The sequence below is a fragment of the Nostoc sp. CALU 1950 genome (assembly GCF_051172895.1).
Lineage (GTDB): Bacteria > Cyanobacteriota > Cyanobacteriia > Cyanobacteriales > Nostocaceae > Nostoc > Nostoc edaphicum_A.
Map to the genome: position 1 here is coordinate 12,408 of NZ_JBDNJQ010000105.1, position 16,374 is coordinate 28,781.

Annotated in this window: 17 protein-coding genes and 1 tRNA gene; 9 read left to right on the forward strand and 9 right to left on the reverse strand. The window is 42.3% G+C overall.

The features are described 5' to 3' along the window. The first annotated feature begins 538 nt into the window (after nt 1–538). From psbZ to ABF638_RS24655, 7 genes are all read left to right on the forward strand, one after another. Nucleotides 539–727: a photosystem II reaction center protein PsbZ gene (psbZ, locus tag ABF638_RS24625; RefSeq protein ID WP_069072749.1), complete on the forward strand. Its 189-nt coding sequence runs from the start codon at nt 539–541 to the stop codon at nt 725–727. Between the two features lie 189 nt (nt 728–916). Next, nucleotides 917–1,495 carry a 6,7-dimethyl-8-ribityllumazine synthase gene (gene ribH, locus ABF638_RS24630; RefSeq protein ID WP_190893873.1) on the forward strand — a complete coding sequence of 193 codons (579 nt, stop codon included), beginning with the start codon at nt 917–919 and terminating at the stop codon, nt 1,493–1,495. A gap of 140 nt (nt 1,496–1,635) precedes the next feature. Then, nucleotides 1,636–1,707 (forward strand) — tRNA-Gly (locus tag ABF638_RS24635). An 874-nt stretch (nt 1,708–2,581) separates the two neighbouring features. Continuing rightward, complete coding sequence (locus ABF638_RS24640) at nt 2,582–2,989, forward strand: hypothetical protein (protein WP_069072751.1); 408 nt, start codon at nt 2,582–2,584, stop codon at nt 2,987–2,989. A 4-nt stretch (nt 2,990–2,993) separates the two neighbouring features. Further along, nucleotides 2,994–4,259, forward strand: a complete 1,266-nt coding sequence (locus tag ABF638_RS24645) for a glutamate-5-semialdehyde dehydrogenase (protein WP_435025553.1) — start codon at nt 2,994–2,996, stop codon at nt 4,257–4,259. 296 nt (nt 4,260–4,555) lie between these two features. Continuing rightward, on the forward strand, nt 4,556–6,127 hold the full coding sequence (locus ABF638_RS24650; RefSeq protein WP_435025555.1) for an alkaline phosphatase D family protein: 1,572 nt from the start codon (nt 4,556–4,558) through the stop codon (nt 6,125–6,127). 598 nt (nt 6,128–6,725) lie between these two features. Then, nucleotides 6,726–7,577 (forward strand): universal stress protein, encoded by an 852-nt coding sequence (locus ABF638_RS24655; RefSeq protein ID WP_435025556.1) that lies wholly within the window; start codon nt 6,726–6,728, stop codon nt 7,575–7,577. A gap of 83 nt (nt 7,578–7,660) precedes the next feature. Here the strand turns inward: ABF638_RS24655 and psbM are convergent, their stop codons facing one another. From psbM to ABF638_RS24680, 5 genes are all read right to left on the reverse strand, one after another. Beyond that, nucleotides 7,661–7,777, reverse strand: a complete 117-nt coding sequence (gene psbM / locus ABF638_RS24660) for a photosystem II reaction center protein PsbM (protein ID WP_084227279.1) — start codon at nt 7,775–7,777, stop codon at nt 7,661–7,663. A 507-nt stretch (nt 7,778–8,284) separates the two neighbouring features. Next, entirely contained in the window at nt 8,285–8,581 is a 297-nt protein-coding gene (locus tag ABF638_RS24665) for a 2Fe-2S iron-sulfur cluster-binding protein (RefSeq protein WP_181931044.1), read from the reverse strand. A gap of 183 nt (nt 8,582–8,764) precedes the next feature. Continuing rightward, entirely contained in the window at nt 8,765–8,902 is a 138-nt protein-coding gene (locus ABF638_RS24670) for a photosystem II reaction center protein K (protein ID WP_006195022.1), read from the reverse strand. Nucleotides 8,903–8,980: 78 nt separating this feature from the next. Further along, nucleotides 8,981–10,129, reverse strand: coding sequence for a tRNA guanosine(34) transglycosylase Tgt (gene tgt / locus ABF638_RS24675; RefSeq protein WP_435025557.1), 1,149 nt, complete (start codon nt 10,127–10,129; stop codon nt 8,981–8,983). 128 nt (nt 10,130–10,257) lie between these two features. After that, entirely contained in the window at nt 10,258–10,710 is a 453-nt protein-coding gene (locus ABF638_RS24680; protein ID WP_181931046.1) for a hypothetical protein, read from the reverse strand. 376 nt (nt 10,711–11,086) lie between these two features. Between ABF638_RS24680 and cobS the strand changes: the two genes are divergently transcribed. Beyond that, nucleotides 11,087–11,860 carry an adenosylcobinamide-GDP ribazoletransferase gene (gene cobS / locus ABF638_RS24685; protein ID WP_435025558.1) on the forward strand — a complete coding sequence of 258 codons (774 nt, stop codon included), beginning with the start codon at nt 11,087–11,089 and terminating at the stop codon, nt 11,858–11,860. Nucleotides 11,861–12,159: 299 nt separating this feature from the next. Here the strand turns inward: cobS and ABF638_RS24690 are convergent, their stop codons facing one another. From ABF638_RS24690 to ABF638_RS24705, 4 genes are all read right to left on the reverse strand, one after another. After that, nucleotides 12,160–12,615: a PPC domain-containing protein gene (locus ABF638_RS24690; RefSeq protein ID WP_069072758.1), complete on the reverse strand. Its 456-nt coding sequence runs from the start codon at nt 12,613–12,615 to the stop codon at nt 12,160–12,162. Nucleotides 12,616–12,702: 87 nt separating this feature from the next. Continuing rightward, entirely contained in the window at nt 12,703–13,380 is a 678-nt protein-coding gene (locus tag ABF638_RS24695; RefSeq protein WP_435025560.1) for a ComF family protein, read from the reverse strand. A 122-nt stretch (nt 13,381–13,502) separates the two neighbouring features. Beyond that, nucleotides 13,503–13,994 (reverse strand): GNAT family N-acetyltransferase, encoded by a 492-nt coding sequence (locus ABF638_RS24700; RefSeq protein WP_420761782.1) that lies wholly within the window; start codon nt 13,992–13,994, stop codon nt 13,503–13,505. Between the two features lie 240 nt (nt 13,995–14,234). After that, nucleotides 14,235–15,542: an alkaline phosphatase PhoX gene (locus ABF638_RS24705; protein WP_435025561.1), complete on the reverse strand. Its 1,308-nt coding sequence runs from the start codon at nt 15,540–15,542 to the stop codon at nt 14,235–14,237. A 604-nt stretch (nt 15,543–16,146) separates the two neighbouring features. On the opposite strand from ABF638_RS24705, the gene ABF638_RS24710 reads away from it, so the two are divergent. Further along, complete coding sequence (locus tag ABF638_RS24710; RefSeq protein ID WP_435025562.1) at nt 16,147–16,332, forward strand: hypothetical protein; 186 nt, start codon at nt 16,147–16,149, stop codon at nt 16,330–16,332. Nucleotides 16,333–16,374 lie beyond the last annotated feature (42 nt).

Below are 16,374 nucleotides of genomic sequence, written 5' to 3' on the forward strand. Positions count from 1 at the left end.
TCATCCGTACTTAAACAAAGAACAAATGACTAAGATGTTGTAATTTCTGGTAGCTTAAAAACAAGAAAAAAGTGTCAGTGTCGCCCTTTAGCTAAAATGGGCAGAAGCCTCACCCTTAAGCCCTGAGAGTCAGCACTTTAATTGTCAAATATTCTGAATATAGATGATCGGGGCGTTGTATGATTTAATTGGTTACTCGCCGCCACGGTCGTTGATACACCTCTAGACAGCCCTCTGGGAAACCTACGTGAAACGTTGGACAACGGGAAACGAGTAGGCATCCTTTCAAAGAATGCAAATTTACCATTGGTTGACACATCAGTGCAAAAGTCATAAGCAATTCATCCTGTGTCGTAAAATTTGTGGGGTACGAAAGGAAGAAAAAATCAAATTGTCTCCGTTGGGGTATCACGGGGACATAAAACTAAAGCTCAGGAAATGTCCTATGCGATCGCAGGAGTCACTGAGAAGCCTACACTGTACAGCTTACTGTTAATGTAGGACATATCACTATTTCGCTGTATTGGGAGAAGCAAAAATGACCATAATATTCCAATTTGCCTTGATAGGTCTAGTCCTGTTGTCCTTTGTCCTAGTTGTTGGGGTTCCTGTTGCTTACGCCACTCCCCAAAATTGGAATGATTCTAAAAAACTGCTCTGGGTTGGCTCTGGTGTCTGGATTGGTTTGGTGTTTTTAGTTGGTTTGTTAAACTTTTTTGTCGTGTAGGCGACGGCTTCGCTCTGGCGCAGGCACATAATATAAGAACTAGAGGGGCAGAAAAGCCAAGGTCAAAAACCAAAGGAAAAAAGGAGAAGTTTTTTCCGATTTCCTTTTTTATGACCTTGCTTTCCTGCTCCTCTACATTTTAATAAGAAATGTATATTGGCCAGAAGTATAGTTGATAAAGAGGCAGTCATGGCAGTTTTCGAGGGAACTTTTACCCAAACGGAGCCTTTACGGTTTGCAGTAGTGATTGGTCGATTCAATGACCTCGTTACCGGAAAGCTGCTAGAGGGATGTCAAGATTGCTTGAAACGCCACGGTGTAGACCCTAACCCCCAAGGTGATCAGGTGGACTATGTTTGGGTTCCGGGAAGTTTTGAGGTACCTTTAGTAGCTCGGCAACTAGCACTTTCCCATCGTTATGATGCTGTAATTTGTCTAGGTGCAGTTATTCGAGGGCAAACACCCCATTTTGATTACGTATCCGCCGAGGTTTCTAAAGGCATTGCCGCCGCTAGCTTTCAAACTGGAGTGCCAGTAATTTTTGGCATTTTGACAGTAGACACCATGCAACAAGCCTTAGAACGGGCAGGCATCAAAGGTAATCATGGTTGGGATTATGCCCTGAATGCCCTAGAAATGGCAAGCCTGATGCGGCAACTGCGTTCTAACCTGGCAGAGCCATATTCTCGTAATAGCCAGTCTTTGCCAGCCTCTTTTCAAAGTGCCAGCATCGGCAATTTAACTGCGGAGTCAGAAGAACTAGGCTAAATGAGTCATTAGTCATTTGTCCTTTGTCCTTTGTCATTCACTAATGACCAATGACCAATGACCAATGACTAATGACTAAAATAAATAAAGGGGTTGACAATTAAGGATAAATCTGAGATATTGATATATGGCAATTGATTGCGGGTGTAGCTCAGTGGTAGAGCGTCACCTTGCCAAGGTGAATGTCGCGCGTTCGAATCGCGTCACCCGCTTCCAACTAAAACCTCTTAGAGTTAAAAATCCTAAGGGGTTTAGTGTTTTTAGGGTGCATTTCAGTGTTCGTCGATTCACTCTTCAATCCTGTGAACAGATCGAGCAAACAAATCGTCTAATCTCCCAATTTGAATATTGCCCACTCAAATTGTGTTACCCACTTGCTAAGAAATATAAAACCCAGCTTCACATTAGTTTAGATATTCATTAGCTTGAGTACAATCTTTATAGGTGTAATCAATTTGTTTCGTAGAGGGTGTATTACACTGGACTAAAGGTGGCTACTTATAATGTTGTCAGGTGCAAAACGTCTTTTCGCAGTGAAGTTAGCCACAATCTATTTGGGCAAAGAGTCACACACATTCTCTGGATGTTTTGCCAATTCCCGCTCTTGAAACGCTTATGAACTGCAAGGAATACAGATTGGAGATAATCCCGATCTAACCTTGATAACTGGATAGTAATATATAGTAACCCCAAGGAAAATCTAGGGTTTATTAGTGTCTGTTGTTTGTCAGCGTAGCCTTCCCAAACGATTTGTTTTAGGAGTGGTCGCCACGTAGGCTTAAAATTGTACCAGGTGTGTCAGCATAATCAATGCCCAAAAACGCAACCACTTACCTTGAAAGCGACAGATGAAGAGAAGGAAATTTTTCAATAAGATTGCCAGCTATGGGGAAAGACTACAAACAGATAACCCCGTACTGACATGGTAATTAGGATACTTAAAGTTGGCTGCATCTACTGTTTGCAATCATGGCGATGTTTGCATAACCTGCCCATCTATATAAAGAAAGAAGCCTTATCAGGCATTTACCAAGACATTATATTCTCGTAGTTCGTGTAAAACACGCTCAAGTTATTAGAACGCTTGTGCAATCTCAAAAACCTGAAAAAATCGACTTCAATACCGAATACCCCTGTCCCTGTCGTCGCCGGGGTCAGTTAATTCCGATTACGCTGACAGAAGCATTTGGTTGCGATCGCTGTCAGCAAATCTTTGTAGTAGAAGATAATGGTCATGTCCTAGAACAGCTTTCTACCACCTATCCCTATAAGCGGGCTTGGCGTTGGATGGGAAATAGTTGGCATGTTGTCCATCCCCGCTTGGGAGAAAGCTATCTGCCTATAGCACTTGGCATTATTTTCGTGCTAGTGATTATATGGCTGCCATTAGCACTGCGATTGGCAAATAGTTCCAGCATTATTGCTTGGGCAATGGTGGCGGTACTATTGGCTATTCTGCCAGCACTAATGGTCTGGCTTACCTACAGACGTTAACTCAATGACTGTTGAAGTTTTGGATGACCACCCCGAACCGATTACTAGTGCCCAACGAGCCTATCAAGCTTCCCTAAAGTTGGGGATCACAAAGGGAGCAGACCGGAGTCGTGCAGTATTGGCGATGGCACAGGCTCTTGAGCGCTCATTTGACGACATTCTAGAAGCCAATACCTTGGATTTAGAAGCCAGTCGGGAAATGGCAGTGCCAGAGTTGATATTGGATTGGCTAAAGCTGACTCCCACAAGGCTAGAGACGACCGTGGACATTTTACAACGGTTGGGGGAATTATCAGATCCGCTGCGGCGCGTCAGAACCGCCGATTATCAACTGGAAGATTCCCAAAGTTACACCCAGTTAATGCCCTTGGGAGTGATTGGATTTATTTATGAGGCGTTCCCCGATTTAGGAGCGATCGCAGCGGGTTTTTGTATCAAAACTGGCAATAGTATAATTCTCAAAGGCAGTACTGAAGCTAGCCATTCTAACGCTGCGATCGCTGAGGTATTGCAAAATGCGATCGCAGAAGTTGGTCTAATACCAGGTTGTGTAGAACTGATCACAGCAGAACATGGTGCTTCGATTCGGGATTTAGTTACCCAAGACGAGTACGTGAATTTAGTGATTCCCTACGGACGTCCCAGCTTAGTGCAGCAGGTAGTACGACAAGCAACTTGCCCAGTTTTAAAATCAGCGATGGGTAACTGTTATCTCTACTGGTCGCTGAATAGCAGCTTGGAAATGGTACGCTGGATGATTCTTGATAGCCATCAAAGTGAACCCGATCAAGCCAACGCCATTGAAAAGGTACTAATTCATCGTCAAGCCTTGCCATCATCTTTAGCAGTTCTGTGGAATAGCTTGATGGAAAAAGGCTTTGAAATTAAAGGGGATGCAGAACTAGTAGAAGCCTTTCCTCAGTTGCAGTTGGTAAAGGAAGGCGAATGGGGAAACCCTTATTTAACGAGGACAGTAGCTTTTAAACTGGTGGATAGCTTAGAGAGTGCGATCGCCTGGATTAATGAACACAGTAGTGGTCATGCCGACTCCATCGTTACTGAATCCTACCAGGAAAGTCGCCAGTTTGCTTTAGGAGTTAACAGTGCCTCTACCTACATCAACACTTCCCCGCGTTTTTCCCGTAACCCCTCGCGGGGAGATTCAGTGTTTCTCGGCATGTCTAACCAAAAAGGTCATCGCCGAGGATTTATCAGCCTGGAAACCTTGACCACCGTCAAGCATATTGTTCAGGGAAATGGCAGATTTTAATTAGGAGGCAGGAGGCAGGAGATAGAAACTCTTTATATCTGATGCGTGAGTCCTGCATTTTGTCGCTTACTTAAAAAGCAAACTGCTGTAGTTGGGGTCTGAATCCCTCATGTCCAATGCCCCGATCCAATCTTAAAGTTAACAAAATCTTAATTTCTGCTTGATCCGAGGTTGCTAGGTTCCTTGTATTTGGTTGAGCAGGCAATTGAGAAATCAGTCAAATCAAGCATTATTTGTGCTTTTGACAACTGACTCTCCTGAATGCCAACTGTATTTACATCTGGGTAGGGGTGAATATGGAAATTATGGATGGCACGCGCCTGTTAGCAAATCGGTGCAGACGGCGGAGTTTTTTGTTGGGTGCAGGATTTTTAACGGGGTTAACAATCGCTAGCCAATGGCATCCAGTATCAGCTAATTCAAGGTTTTCTGGCTATCCATTCAGTCTTGGTGTTGCCTCTGGCGACCCTTTGCCGGATGGTGTTGTTATTTGGACACGACTGGCTCCAAATCCACTTTCTGGAGGTGGAATGCCACTCGTAAATGTTCCAGTGCGGTGGCAAGTTGCCCTTGATGAAAACATGAGACAGGTGGTGCGTCGAGGAACAGTGCTGGCGACACCAGAATTAGCACACTCAGTTCACGTTGATGTCCGTGGACTAGATCCTGACCGTTGGTACTGGTATCAATTTCAAGCGGGTAGAGAAGCTAGCCCCATTGGGCGGACTCGCACAGCACCAGCATTTTATGGCTCTATCCAACAACTGAACTTTGCTTTTGTCTCCTGTCAAGACTGGCAAAATGGCTACTATACGGCTTATCGGCATTTGGCTGATGAAAACCTCGACCTTGTGGTTCATCTCGGTGACTACATTTACGAATATGGACCACAATCCGGTGGGCCTCGCCAGCATAATAGTCCAGAAATTATAACTCTTTCCGACTACCGCGATCGCCACGCCCTGTACAAAACTGACTTGAATCTCCAAGCTGCTCATGCGGCTTTTCCTTGGATTGTCACTTGGGATGATCATGAAGTTGACAATAATTATGCCAACTTAATCCCCGAAGATAACCAAACCCAAGAAGCTTTTAGGAAGCGCCGAGCCAATGCGTACCAGGCTTACTACGAACACATGCCTTTACGTCGGTCTTCATTGCCCAATGGCCCAGATATGCTGCTTTATCGGCGGTTCACCTACGGTAATTTGGCTGAGTTTAATGTACTAGACACCAGGCAGTACCGCAGTGACCAACCTTGTGATGATGGACTGAAACCTCGCTGCCCCGAAGCTTTTGATCCAAATGCTACGATGACTGGCTCAAAACAAGAGCAGTGGCTACAAAAAGGTTTAGACCAATCGCGATCGCGCTGGAATGTGATTGCTCAACAAACTATACTAGCCGAGTACAATTTTAATAGTAATCCCGGTTTAGGTGTCTTCAATGTGGATCAGTGGGACGGTTACGTAGCTGCACGTAATCGGCTCTTGAGTTTTTTAAACCAGCGCCAACCTTCTAATCCAGTGGTGATTACCGGAGACATTCATTCTAGTTGGGTAAATGACCTAAAGCTTGACTTTAAGAACCCAAACTCACCGACGGTAGGCACTGAGTTCGTAGGAACTTCAATTACCTCTGACTTTCCTGCCCAATTCATTGCTCCAGTTCAAGCTTCCCTAGCCAACAATCCCCATACTAAGTTCTTTGACGGTGCTTTCCGGGGATACGTCCGCTGCAAACTTACCCCACAACGCTGGCAAAGTGATTACCGTGTGGTATCGAGCATTGTTGACTTGAATGCTTCTATTAAAACCCTAGCTTCCTTTGTAGTCCAAAATGGACAACCAGGGGCACATCTAAGTTAAGCAAACCTCACAAGTAATCAACCAAACCCCCCAAATAGAATCTGGGGGGTTTTAATATAGTATGAAATATGACTTTAACTATTAGAACATCCGTATTTTTTTGCTGTTTGGATATAGCAATCTTATATGAGTTACAAAAACTGCAAGAGACTTAAAAAAATCGGAGAATATGGGGAATTCAGGTGTAGTGTAGACTATTCAAGCTAGAAGCGATCGCCTGTTAGAGATTACACTGAATCAATCTTCCTAAAGAATTATTTTGGCATTTCTTTGCAATACTTAACTAACTTCTAATTAAAAAAAGTGAACATAGATTAAAAATGATAACTAACATCATAATTTATTAAGTTCTTCAGACTAAATTGAGAGTATGCTTAATAATTGAAATCTAGTTGAGAATTTAAGTAATTAGGTGCAAATAGACTTAAACATTTGTTGAGTTTCTTATACTTTGCCATTTGTTTGAGGGTTAAATACTAAAAAATAAAGTTTGTTTGTGCCTAATTACTAACTAGGTTGTCGAGCAAGGCGGTTAAAATCTGACCTGAGCCAGTTAATAACAGCGAAAACAAAAGTAAACTTAACAAAAATTCGTAAGATGATAAAAAGAATTTTGCTAGCTGTATCGGGATTGGGACACGCGGAAGAAATGCTCAAAACCCTGAAAGAAATCCCTTCAATTCAATCTGCGAAAGTTACAATTTTGCATGTTGTTCAAGCGCAAAGTACCGCTGCTACCATGACAAGTAAATGGGAAAATGGGGGTAAAATTCTGGCGAATGCCATTCAAACTTTGAACTTAGATCCTAGCCAGGTTTCTTCAATTTTGCGCGAAGGCGATCCCAAAGATGTAGTTTGCCAAGTAGCTGATGAAATCGACGCTGACTTGATTATTATGGGTTCACGCGGACTGAAGCGGTTGCAATCGATTTTATCAAATTCAGTCAGCCAGTATGTTTTTCAACTATCTTCTCGCCCCATGTTGCTGGTGAAAGATGATATTTATGTCAAAAGAATTAAGCGGATTATGGTGGCAATCGACAACTCAGATTCATCAAAAAACTGCTTGAAATTGGCACTGTTTCTACTGCGAGATATTCAGGGCGGCGAGTTAATTTTGGCAAATGTTAGTACAGATTTAGGCGGTAAAAAATCAGAAATAACTCAGGTTAACTCAGACAAAAATCCAGTTTTGGCAGCCGCCGTTGCCGAAGCTGAAAAACAGGGTATCCAATCTCGTTCTTATATCAGCAGTGGCAAACCCGGTGAAGAAATTTGTCGATTGGCAGAAGAGTTAAATATAGACTTATTATTACTCGGTTCTCCAGATCGTCGTCCATCCATCGCTAAGAGTTTTGTTGACATAGATAGACTCATTGGTTCTTCCTTGTCTGACTATGTTCGAGTTAATGCCACTTGTCCGGTATTGTTGGCGCGGACAATCGCTTAAAGTAAATAGTGCTGAGTTAACGTTTGATAAATAAAAACCCCTACACTATTGGTGCAGGGGTTATTTATTTTATACACAAACTCTTAACTATCTTTTCCACCTTCGCGGCTAGCAGTTTGGATGTAAAGAATTAGTAAAAACACAGCGGGGACGAGTACGAACAAAATGCTCGCTATGAACCCCAGGTCATTAACTTGCATGGCAAGAAAACCTCTCTTGAATTTCCAGTCAACAACATTAGGATAGCATCATAGATGACAGAGTTATACCAATTCAAAATTCAAAATTCAAAATTCAAAATGAGTAAACTCAATTTTGGTAAGTATTTTGACTACTGACTGGATACAAATTGTGAAAACGTGAACTACTCAGACCTGCCTACGGCTGAAGTCTGAGCTTCCTAATTCATCGGGAACAGCCTTAAAAACTCCGCAGTTTTTTTGGTCTTACATTCCCTCCAAGGGCAGGAGTCCTGGTTCCCAAGACCCAAATTTTTTACTTGCAACATATACCTAATTAGCTTGGTTTTCGCTTATGGCATTGATGGTCAAGATATTGAGTATCTTACCAGGAAAACAAGCAGGATTCGTCATCCATAAGCGAATTTGTTTTGACTCTTCGTTTAAAATCAATTCTAGATGCAATCCTCAACCCCCGCTATTCATCCCCACCCTACCAAGAGTTGAGGGTGGGGACTTCCGGTACTGTTAAGGTTTTGTGACTACGCTAACTGAGCCATTCACTAAAGTTTGACAGGCAAGGCGGTAATTTTCTGGCTTTTTCTTGAATTTCCGGTTTTCTACGTCTGTGCGGGGGGAAAGATTTTCTAATCCTTCAACTATCTCGACAACGCAAGTACCACATTGACCATTACCACCGCAATTGGTCATCTTGCCAATGAATGTATATATATCAATCCCATTTTGTATCGCCTTGAGTCGGAGATTAGCACCATCTGCCGCCACTACTTCTTTATTTTCTTTAACGAACTTGATATTACCCATAACTGATTCCTCCTTGACTCTAAGCTTGGCTTTCAAGGCTTCATATTGACATGGCTTGATTCACATCTTATTTATTATATTAATTCATTACAAAATATTAATAAATATTAACTTTATAAAAGATGGCATCACAAAAATAGGACAGGTAGAGTACCTGTCCTATAAATTGAAAAATAGATTAACTTACCTAAATCCCACGGCTGCTTGCCAAACAAAGGCAAGCAACAAGAAGAATACAGGGATGACTGGGAGAACGTCCACCAAAGGATCAAAGATTTGGTAAGCTTCAGGCAGTTTTGCTAATAAAAGTGCTGCTTCCATGTTTGTTTAAATCCACCTATCCAACACAGCTTTCATAATTGAGAAGTATCTTAACATGGTTTGAGTCTTGATCATTTGTCAATAGTCATTTGTAATTTCCCCTTCGTCTGGTGCTGGTTCAGATGAGTTGAGCCAGTGACCAAATTCTGTGGCAAAGCGATCGCTCAATATTGCTTCTCTAATATGCTGGGTAAAGCGAATTAGTTCGGTAATGTTGTGAATGCTTAACAAGGTATAAGCTAAAATTTCCTGCGATCGCACTAAATGAGATATGTAAGCACGGCTAAAATTTTGACAAGTGTAACAGGGACAAGTTTCATCTAACGGCGTAAAATCTTCACGAAACTTAGCATTTTTTAAATTCCAGCGTCCGCCCTTGACTATTGCCGTTCCATGTCTGGCCCAGCGGGTGGGAATTACACAATCAAATAAATCTACACCAGATGCGATCGCGATCGCCATTTCTCGATAAGTACCCACACCCATCAAATAACGCGGCTTGTCGGGCGGTAGAAGCGGTGCTGTCACTTTGACAATTTCAGCCATCAATTCTGGTGGTTCTCCCACACTCACGCCACCAATGGCATATCCGGGTAAATCCAACTTAGCCAAAGCTTCAGCCGCACGACAACGCAAATCTAAATATACGCCCCCTTGCACAATCCCAAACAACGCCTGTTCACTGTGTTGATGAGCCGTCATGCAGCGTTCTAACCAGCGGTAAGTGCGTTCAGTTGCGATTTCTACTTCTTGGCGAGTCGCTGGGTAGGGCGGACACTCATCAAAGGCCATAATCACATCGGCCCCTAAAGTATTTTGAATCTCAATGGAGCGTTCTGGTGTCAAGTTAATAATTCGTCCATCATGGGGTGAACGGAAAGTTACACCTTCTTCAGTAATTTTTCGCATCTCGCTTAAGCTGAAGACCTGAAACCCACCCGAATCTGTGAGCATTGGGCCGTTCCAACCCATAAATTTGTGTAACCCACCACCCCCAGCCACGATCGCTTCCCCTGGTTGTAGGTGAAGATGATAAGTATTGGATAAGATCATTTGCGCCCCAGTATCTCGCAGTTGAGATGGGGTGATAGTTTTGACATTTGCCAGCGTTCCCACTGGCATAAATCTGGGGGTTTCTACAAGACCGTGAGGGGTGAAAAACACTCCTGCTCTAGCTTTAGTTTCGCTACAGCAAGCAAGACATTGAAAAGAAAAATTCGCACTCATGCCATTTTGGATTGTTGAAGATGCGCCTATAGGACTTACACAAAACTATACGATGTAGGGGCAATTGATAAATTGCCCCTACATCAATAAAGCGCAGCCTCACATAAATTTGTATAACAGTCGCTATTTTAGAAAGAATCAGAACAGTCATCGTCGATTTCTGCATCCCACCTGGCTGAGAGTACTTGCTCCATCATCGCTTCTATGGCGCTGACATTGAAGCTTCGCTCTCGTCGTTCTTGTAAGGGGGTTGAGCGGGGAATCAACCGCAGACACACTCCTTCTTGCATCAAATCGAAGTAGGTTTCTTGTTGCGGTGACTGTTTTAGTTCCAAGTAATCAAAACTACAAACATTCAAATATAGCGCGTGGTTAGCCACTAAGGTAGACCTTTGCGGATTGGCAAAAACTTCCATCACATCCCCTTCACCCTCGCTCAGTACCTTATCTTCGTGGGTGTAGATGTAGTGGACTCGACCTAAATCTGCCAGCAATCGCCGGATGTCGAGCTTATTCACAATGATGCCCGTGTTAATAATGCACGGAGCTGGTATCCTGGTGTCGGGTAGATGGTGACTCATAGGAAAATAGCGATTGAGCTAAGGAGAGCGACAACATAGCTAAACTGTCATAATTGAATAGCTTGTTTACTCCCTACATTTAAAAAAATATCAATTTTATGGGGCAATCGTCTAATAATTTGGAGTAAGTTTTTAGTTAACGAATACAAAACACAAATTTTGCTCCCTGATGGAATTTTAACTTCCTAAATTACTTATTTTCGTATAAAAAATTACCCGAAAGCACTGACTATCCACTTAGACCAGCATAACAAAATTTTCCAGGAGAATATCTGATAGAAGTAAATCTTATCTAAAGTTTTAAAATTTGGTTATGTCGGTTGTACCGAGATCAAAAATATTATCCAGCAATTTACCAAAAATTAATGTAATTCTGATGACGAAACAGCAACAGTGGTGGAAAAAGCTGCTGTTAAAGCTGGCAGCTAGTATTATATTTTACACAAGTATTCCACTACCGTATTTAAATGGATTGGACTTTGGGGGAGTGGCACATCTTGCTTCCCTTGTAGGATTGATAATTGGGGGAATTTTAGGGTTTCTGGATACGGGGATGGATTATCTTGGTATGCCCGTGCTAACTCGTAGTGCTTTAGTAGTAAGTATTTGGATTGCCATTACTGGAGGATTGCATTTAGATGGGGCAATGGATACTGCCGATGGTTTAGCAGTAGGTGATCCAGATCGACGACTGGAGGTGATGGTAGATAGTGCTACAGGAGCCTTCGGGGCAATGGCTGCGATCGCCTTGGTGATACTGAAAATAACAGCTTTGACGGATATACCAGAAAACCGTTGGTTGTTGCTCATGGCTGCTTGTGGCTGGGGACGTTGGGGACAGCAGGTGGCGATCGCGCGATACCCTTACCTAAAACCAACTGGCAAAGGTGCATTTCATAAACAAGCTATTCGTTCTTACAAAGATTTGTTACCGGGATTGTTGTTGTTGTTGAGTTTGAGTGGTTTACTTGTGCTGATAGATAAACAGCAGCTATTTCTCGCACTGGCAATGATAATTGCTGGAAGTGCGATCGCCACTTTAACTGGTGCATGGTTCAACCACAAATTAGGCGGACACACTGGAGATACTTACGGCGCAGTCGTCGAGTGGACAGAAGCCTTATTTCTCTGCGTGCTGACCGCCTTTTAAAAAATTAGGGGACAGGGGACAGGGGAGAATGAAGAAGAGGGGGAATGGGGAAAGGGAAAAGGGGAAAAGGAACCCCATACTCAAAGCAGGGGTTTCAAGTATTGACGCTGATTTTTCTCTCTACGAGACGCCAAGGGCGAACGCACTGCGTGTCTGGTAAAATCTTCTTTTTTGCTCTCCATCTTTAAAAAGAGGGGCTTTATACCCGTAGGGAAAAGTTTTTAATTCTTTCCCTTTACCCCTTACCCTTTCCCCTTTTCCCCTTATCGGTAACTCTTGATTAATGACAAATGACCAATTCACTTAATTGGTTGCAACTTTGTCACCTTCAGTTTAAAAGCCCCAACCCCAGTTTCCCCAAAAGAACGGACACGAATAACATAATTCCCTGTCTCTACGATGCGAGTAAATAGTAAGGAATTGCTACTACCATCAGGGCCATCATCATTTTCTGCTAGAGTCGAACCATCAGGTGCTAGCAGTGTGATAATGCTGTCAAAGCTTTCAGATGAAAGGTCAACTGCTAAATTATCGCCTTTTTGTAAGTTCACTGTGTAATCACGGGCAAACCCACCTTGACCAGTGGGAATATCTTTGTCTGAGAGGCTATCGGCAAGTTCAGTGCTGTTAGATAAAGGTATTGGACTATACAATTTATTTTGAGCAAAAGCTGCACTTGTACTGATGCCTATTGCCAGCAATGTAGCAGGAATAACGATGAGTTGTTTTAAACCTGCCGCAAAAACTTTATTCATATACACTTCAAGGAATTTTTCTACAAAATAAGGTTAATTGGTCAATTCATCCACTTTTAAGTCAAAGTTTGCCCATTAATTCTGGATTTATCCATCTTTGACGGCAGTGGCTACTGCTACTATTCCTAAGACCACAATTCCATACTGACGAAGTGTTTGCACAGCAGACCTGGCAGTAGCACCAGTAGTATAAATGTCGTCCACTAACAGCACTGGGACACTTGGGGGACGATCGCGAAATTCTTGCCCAACAGCAAAAGCTTCGGCCAAGTTTTTTTCTCGTTTAGATACCGATAAACCAAATTGCGCTTCCGTTTCTCGCACTCTAGCTAAACCGTCTAGTTTCAATTTTAATCCAGTTATTTCGCAGAAGCTTTGTGCAATCAGTGCAGCTTGATTGTATTTACGTTGCTTTTGCTTGCTAGCGTGGAGTGGGATGGGAACTACCACAGGCTGGCTATCTCGCTTCGGTGAATTTAACAACCATGCTTCTCCTAACCATTGACCCAAAGGACGAGCTATTTGGGGTTGATTTTCGTATTTCATCGCCGCGATCGCTCGTTTCACGGGGCCACCATACTCCCCCCAGCCAAAAACTGGTATTGGCTCTTTCCATAGAGAAATTTGGTCTTTACGTTGACATTTTTGCAGTTGTCTGGTGCAGTTTTGACAAAATTCTTGCGAGGTTGCACGTTGACACAAAGGGCAATGGGATTGGAGAAAAAGATTGAGTAAGCCTGTGAGATTTTTAATCCAAGTGTGCATTTGTTATTTGTTATTTGTCCTTTGTCATTTGTCATTCGTCATTCGTCATTTGTCCTTTGTGATTTGTCCTTAGTTAGTAACTCTTGACCAATGACCAATGACCAATGACCATTGACCAATGACTAATGACCAATGACTAATGACTTAAAATAGACGCGATCGCATCTGGTTGTTTCTACTCCCGTTGCTGGAGTGTAGCCGTTGCTTTCATACAGCTTGACTGCTTCCACCAAAACGCTGGCGGTTTCAATCCAAATTTGTTGAAAACCACGCTCTGCGATCGCTGCTTCTAGCTGTTGTAACAAATATTTCCCTAATCCCAAACCCCTAATGCTGGGCAAAAGATACATTTTGCGGATTTCTACAGCTTTTTCGCCTCGGTGTATGGGGTAGTATGCCCCAGTACCGACTAACTGGCTTTGGTGTTCAATTACCCAAAACTCTCCCCCAGTAGCTAAATAATATTCCTCTACTCGCAGCACATCTCGGTCAGCGCCCTTTGGTTCCCAACCTAGACCGTATTCTGATAATACATAACTGATGACTTCAGCGGCTCTTGTGCGATCGCTTTCTACCCAATCACGAATTAAAAAATCTTGATAATAGTTTTTCATACCATTTGCTGGTCAAGTTTACACAGAAATTTTTCTGGTTCTATATCCCAATTTACCCAGCAAATAGCTTTTATGGCAGAGTCTATTTCAGGCGGCACTCTCAAAGTGTCAATCAAAAGACAAGGGAAGGAGAATTGTCTTCTCCTCCCCTTGTCTGCTTACCTAAGATAATTCAACGATATAGTAGCGAACCTGCGGCGGGCTATTCGGCGTCGCTGACATTGATATTACGACTTGATATTAGCCTCTATGACTTGTCCAAGGACCCCAAATTGCGAAAGTAATACCAGGAGTTTGGATGTTGACAAACAAAGTCTTACCATCAGGAGAGAAGCAAGCACCAGCGAACTCACTTGTATTCAGAGAATTACGTGCGAATTGATAGAGTTCACCCTTGGGAGTAACACCTACTAAGAACTGCTGATCATCTCCATCTTCACAAAGAATCAGATCGCCATAAGGTGAAACAACTATGTTATCTGGATTTTCCAGTTCGGCAGCAGATGTAGACTCTACAAACAGTTCAATTGTCTCTTTAGCCGGAATATAGCGCCAGACTTGACCAAGACCTAAAGCACCGCCACTTGTACAGCAAAAGTAAATTTCACCGTTACCATACCAGATACCTTCGCCACGAGCAAACTGGGCTGCTCCTTTTGCAAAACCTTCTACTCGTACAGTATCTTGAGGTGGATTTGGCTCAGTAATCGTCACCCATTCGACTTTCATGGGCTTCCGCTTGGGGAAATCCGCAAAAGTTTGTGCTTGAAAGATATCTTTGAATTTTAAGGCTTGAAGAGTGCCTCCTTCTTTTAACTTGCCACGTACTTTCGGGATAAAACGGTAGAAGAGACTATCTCCCGTATCTTCAGTTTCATAGACAATTCCTGTTTTAGGATCTACAGCAACAGCTTCATGGTTAAAGCGTCCCATAGCTATTAAAGGCTCAGGCTTTACAGCAGAAGTGACGCTAGCTGGAACTTCAAAGTTATAGCCGTGGAACTTCGAGACATAGTTTCTATTGCCTATCGGAAAGGAAGTCGGAGTAGAAGTGTTCTCTTCAGAACTAATCCATGAACCCCAAGGAGTTAGCCCACCTGCACAGTTACGAAAAGTTCCGCTTAAAGAAGTGAATTGTTTGATTAGCTGGCGATCGCGTCCAACAACCAAATTTGTTGTGCCGCCCTTACAAAATGGATCATAAGGATTTGGGCCTTGAACTTGTGTAGCAGATGTAGGGCTAAGTTCGTGATTGCGAACCAGAATAACTGTATTTCTGGGGCCGGGAAAAGCTGCCATGCCATCATGACCACCAGGCACTTTAGTGCCATCGTTCATGAGTTCGCCTGTTAGAGAGAAAGTTCGATACTGAAATCCTGCTGGTAAATCTAATAAGCCTCTGGGATCTGGTACAAGTGGCCCATATCCTTTACCAAATCTTCGACCAAAGCCTTGTCTGGCCAGAAGACCTTCCATAGGAGACACCATCAAGGTGCCGACAGCAGTTGTACCTGCTACTGCAAAGAATTTACGTCTTGAGAATGTCATGAAGATGATTTGGTTACTTAAAAATAATGCTGAAGCAAAAATATTTGATCTTGATTAAGTTTGGGTAATGCTTTATTTAATTTAGGGTTAGTAAATAAAAGGTGAATTTATATTAAATCTGCCTGACTTTTGGCAAATCGATGCATACATTCAAACAAACCAGCTACCTAAAATCTAGGGCTATCTATATATAAACAAGTAGATAAAAGAATAAACTTTATAAATTATTGATTTCCAATCTCTTAACTTTGCACAAACAATAATCTAAATAAAGGAATAAAAATCAGAGTGACTAAAACATCATTTGCTTAAGATGAGTTAAAGAAACTTTTAAGAAATACAAGATATATTATTAGTATAAATTATATATTTTTGACTTATCTTACAAAAAACAATCAACAGATATCAGCAGATTTTTGACTGTAAATGATACAATTTTTCTAACCTATCTCAGTGATTAATGCTGTGTTTAATCTCACTATTTAGGTAGATGAATTCACTTTATATAGTTCATCTTTTTAAGGAATAATCAGTATTGACTTCCATACTGATGAAAAGTTTGCAGACGAATACAGCATCATAATCTATTACTTTTATCAAGAAAATGAAAAGCATTCGTAACCAAATAAAAGCTACTGTAGCTGTTGCTGCTTTCAGTTCTATAGCTACTTTAATAAACGTTTCCAGTGCTGATGCTGCTTCTTATCAGCTTGATTGGTTAGGAGATCAAGGTTATTCCGCTAAGGGGCAGTTCAGCTATGATGATAGTTTCCTTGGAACTGGAGTTTAGACTAAAAGCGATATGAGAGAACGCAAACCAAATGGAATTAGA